Origin of the sequence: Bradyrhizobium valentinum, from assembly GCF_001440405.1 — a bacterium.
GTDB classification, from domain to species: Bacteria; Pseudomonadota; Alphaproteobacteria; order Rhizobiales; family Xanthobacteraceae; genus Bradyrhizobium; species Bradyrhizobium valentinum.
The window spans coordinates 1-4176 of record NZ_LLXX01000014.1; the positions used below are offsets into that span (position 1 = coordinate 1).

General features: G+C 64.3%; 3 protein-coding genes. All 3 read right to left on the bottom strand.

Features of this window, described 5'->3' with window-relative positions:
• On the bottom strand, nt 1–769 hold a 769-nt coding region (locus tag CP49_RS01295; protein ID WP_057848491.1), incomplete at its 3' end, for a DUF3095 family protein.
• Between the two features lie 85 nt (nt 770–854).
• The gene (gene htpG, locus CP49_RS01300) at nt 855–2747 is read right to left on the bottom strand and encodes a molecular chaperone HtpG (RefSeq protein ID WP_057848492.1); all 1893 of its coding nucleotides are present in this window, start codon (nt 2745–2747) and stop codon (nt 855–857) included.
• Between the two features lie 102 nt (nt 2748–2849).
• Nucleotides 2850–4176: HlyD family type I secretion periplasmic adaptor subunit (locus tag CP49_RS01305; RefSeq protein ID WP_156437946.1), on the bottom strand; the 1327-nt coding region annotated here is incomplete at its 5' end.

Here is a 4176-nt window from a genome sequence, read left to right on the forward strand (position 1 = left end):
CGGCGCGCGCCTCATACTCCACGCCGGCCGGCGGCCAGCGCAGCGGCGGCCCGTCCGGCGGCACCGGCCGCCCGGCATCCGGAGACTGCTCGACCAGCCTGATGATGTCCTCGATTACCTTGCGGAAGGCGAGCGGATCGGCGCCCTTGGCCGGCACCACCAGCACCGACAGAATGAGCCCGCGCGCGGAGGGAATTTCCTCGAACCGGCACGACAGCCCCGACAGATCCGGCTGCGTGCCCGGCGTTGCCGCCGGCACCGCAAACTCGCCCCGCTTCATCGCGGCATCCGCCCACCCCAAACCTCCGCCGGAAAACATCGCGTAGGAGAGGTTGGCCGACGGGCCGAAACGGGCGACTTTGATATCGAGTCCCTGCGCGCGAATGTCCTTTACCGGCACCAGCGCCACGCGCATCTTCAAATCGAGATCTTGCCTGACCCATGCGGCCGTTGCCGCCAGCGCGTCGCGGGCGCGCGCGAGATCACTGGGCGCCACCGCGAAGCTCGCGCCATCGCCGCCGAACACGAACGGAAACTCGCGCCCGCCAAGCGCGTTGGTGACCGCCGCGATGACGGCGGCGCCGGCCATATTGACCGCCTTGTAGCGCTGGTTCGCGATCGCCTTGGTCGATTCCACGATGTCGGCAACACCGACGGTCCAGTCGTCCGGTAGCGGCGAATACACCGCGGGGTCCATCAGGCTGCCAAAGCCGCGAAAGACCGGGATCGACCCATAGAAAATATCGGTGCCGTCGGGCGTCGTCGTCATGGCGATCTGAGCTACCCCGGGGTTCTCACCTTCCTAGCAGATACGGCCGGTTTGGGAATCCGGTTCAGCCGTGCGGCTGAACGTCCTACCCCTTCGCGATCCCGCGCAGCACCAACTGGTTCAGCCGGCTCGCAAACGCCGCCGGATCTTCCGGCAACTCGCCGTCGAGAATCTGCGCCTGCTCCAGGAGCAGGAACGACAGATCCTTTGATAGATCCTTTGATAGATCATTGGCCGCATCCTTGTCGCCGGCAATCGCCGCGACCAGGGGGTGGCGCATGTTGATCTCCAGGATCGGCTTGGTGGCCGGCGCCTTGTTCTGCATCGCCAGCAGGCGTTCCAGCATGCGATCATGCGCGTCGCCGCCGGCAACCAGACATGACGCGCTAGATGTCAGGCGCTGCGAGGCGCGCACGTCGGAGACGCGTTCACCGAGCGCGTCCTTGATCAGCGCGATCGTCGTGGCCTCGTCGGTGCCGGAATCGTCCTTCTTCTCGTCGGCCTTGTCATCCAGGAGCGGGATCAGGGCGAAATCGATATCGCCCTGGCTTAGCGACTTCAGCGGTTTGCCGCCGAAATCGAGCGGCGCCGAGGTCCAGAACGCATCGACCGGATCGGTCAAGAGCAGCACCTCGATGCCGCGCGCGGTTGCGGACTCGAGCTTCGGGTTCGACTTCAACCGCTCGATGCTGTCGCCGGTGAGGTAATAGATGTCGGTCTGGTTCGCCTTGAGGTCGTCGACATATTGGTTCAGCGAGCGCTTCTCGCCCTTCGTCGTGGTGAAGCGCGACAAGCCCAACAATTTCTCGCGGCGCTCAAAATCCTCCCAGATGCCTTCCTTGATCACGGGGCCGAACGCGTCCCAGATCTTGGCGAACGCTTCCGGCTCCTTTTCGCCGAGGTTTTCCAGCTCCGATATCACGCGGCCGGTCACGGCCTTGCGGATCTGCGCGAGCTGCGGATTGTTCTGCAGCATCTCCCGCGAGATGTTGAGCGGCAGGTCCTCGCTGTCGATCACGCCGCGGATAAAGCGCAAGTAAGCCGGCAGCAGATCGGCATCGTCGGCGATGAAGACGCGGCGAACATAGAGTTTGACCTTGCCCTTGCGGGCCTGGTCGAACAGGTCGAACGGCTTTGTCGACGGCGCAAACAGCAGCACCGCGTAGGACTGCCGGCCCTCGGCGCGATAATGCAGCGTCATCGCGGGCTCGTCGAAGGCGCCGGCGATCTGCTGGTAGGCCTGCTTGTAGTCCTCCGCCGAGAGCTCCGACTTCGGCCGCTGCCATAGCGCGCTGGCCGAATTGATCTGGCGCGGCTCGCCTTCCTCCGGCACCAGCTCGATCGGAAACTGGATGTTGTCGGACCAGGCGCGGACGATGCGCTCGATCTCGTAAGTCTCGAGATATTTTTGCGCGTCCTTCTTCAGGTGCACAACGATCTCGGTGCCGCGGGTGACGCGCCCGGCGTCCTCGTCGCTGCCCTGCGCGATTTCAAATCCGCTGCCGCCGGAGGACGACCAGACGAAGACCTGATCGGAACCGGCGCGGCGGCTGGTGACGACGATGCGCTCGGCAACCATGAACGCCGCATAGAAGCCGACGCCGAACTGGCCGATGAGATTGGCGCCGTCCTTGGCCTCGGTGAGGCGGGAGAGAAAGGACTTTGTGCCGGAACGCGCGATGGTGCCGAGATTGTCGATCAGCTCCTGCCGGTCCATGCCGATGCCGCTGTCGACCACACCAAGCGTATTGGCCTTCTTGTCCGGCACGATGCGGATTTTGGGCGGTGCACCGTCGGCGATCAATTCGGGCGCCGATATCGCCTCATAACGCAGCTTATCGCAGGCGTCAGAGGCATTCGAAATCAGCTCGCGCAGGAAGATATCGGTCTCCGAATAGACCGAGTGCACCATCAAATTTAGAAGTTCGGCGACCTCGGCCTGAAACGGTTGGGATTCGGGGGCAGTGGTGGTGGTCATACGGGGCTCGCAGGGAACAGGGCCAAAGGAAAGCCCTGATATAGCGATGTCATCGGGGGTGGCAAGATTTGCGATGACGCGCAAAAGACCTATATCGCTCCCTCACCGCTCGACAAACGCGCGCTGGAACTGATCCAGGATCGGCTTGAACAGGTAGCTCAGCATGGTCCGGCTGCCGGTCTGCATGAACACTTCCGCGGGCATGCCCGAGACGAGCTGCAGCCCGGCGAGCAGCCGGCGCTCCTCTTCGGGCAGCATGATCCGGACCGTGAAATAGGATGTGCCGGTCTGCTGGTCGCGGGTGGTGTCGGGCGAGACATACGACACCTGTCCCATCAACTGCGGCGTAACCCGCTGGTTGAAGGCGGAGAAGCGCACGAAAGCCTGCTGGCCCTTCCGCACCTGATCGATATCGTTCGGCTGCAACCGCGCCTCGATCTGCAGATCGTCCGAATCCGGCACCACCTCCATGATGGTGTCGCCGGGGCGAATGACGCCGCCGATGGTGTGCGCGTTGAGTTGATGGATCACACCCGACGTCGGCGCGCGCATCTCGATGCGCTCGAGGACGTCGCGCGCGGCGACGGCGCGCTCACTAAGTTCAGCCTCCTTGCCCTGCGCCTCGCCGAGCTCCTTGACGACTTCCGTCCGTACATCCTGGTCTAATCTGACCATCTGGAGCTTCGCCTCGTCGACCTTGGTTTTGGTCTCGGCGATCGTGGAGATCAACTGGCCGCGTTCGCCTTCGATTCTGGCACTCTCGCGCTGCAAGGCTGTGAGCCGCGCGATCGGCACGAGACGCTTGTCGAAGAGCTCCTGCACTCCCGTGAGCTCGCCGGTGATCAGTTCCAGTTGCTTGGCCTTGGACGCGACCTGTGCTTCGAGGCCGATGATCTCTTCGCCAAGCTGCGACACCTTGCTCTGCAACAGCTCCCTCTGGCTCTCGCGTGCGGTCACCCGCGCCCTGAACAGCGAGGCTTCGGAGGCCAGCACTGTCTTGACGTTGCCGTCGTCCAGCCGGGTCGACAGTTCGGGCGGTATTGCCGGTTTGGGCAGACCGTCGCGCTCGGCGACCAGCCGCGAGATCTTCGCCCGCACTTCATCGAGCTGCTTGCTCACCACCTGAAGGCTGGCCTGCGCCTGCGTCGAGTCCAGCCGCAGCAAGAGATCGCCGGCGTTGACCCGCATGCCGTTGCTGACGGCGATCTTCGCGACGACACCGCCGGTTGGATGCTGGATGGTCTTGACGTTGGACTGCACCACCAGATTGCCCGGCACCACGACCGCGCCCGACAACGGCACGAACGCCATCCAGCCGCCCGCCAGCCCGCCGACGATGAGCAGCACTCGCAAGCCCGTGCGCAACTCGTTCTCGTAGGCGCGTGCCGCCCGCGGCACGATGCTCTCGCCGGGCGCAGCCGCCACATCC

What these genes read in the sequence shown, in the direction of transcription:
- htpG (WP_057848492.1), bottom strand. Translation starts at nt 2,747, where the DNA reads ATGACCACCACCACTGCCCCCGAATCCCAACCGTTTCAGGCCGAGGTC.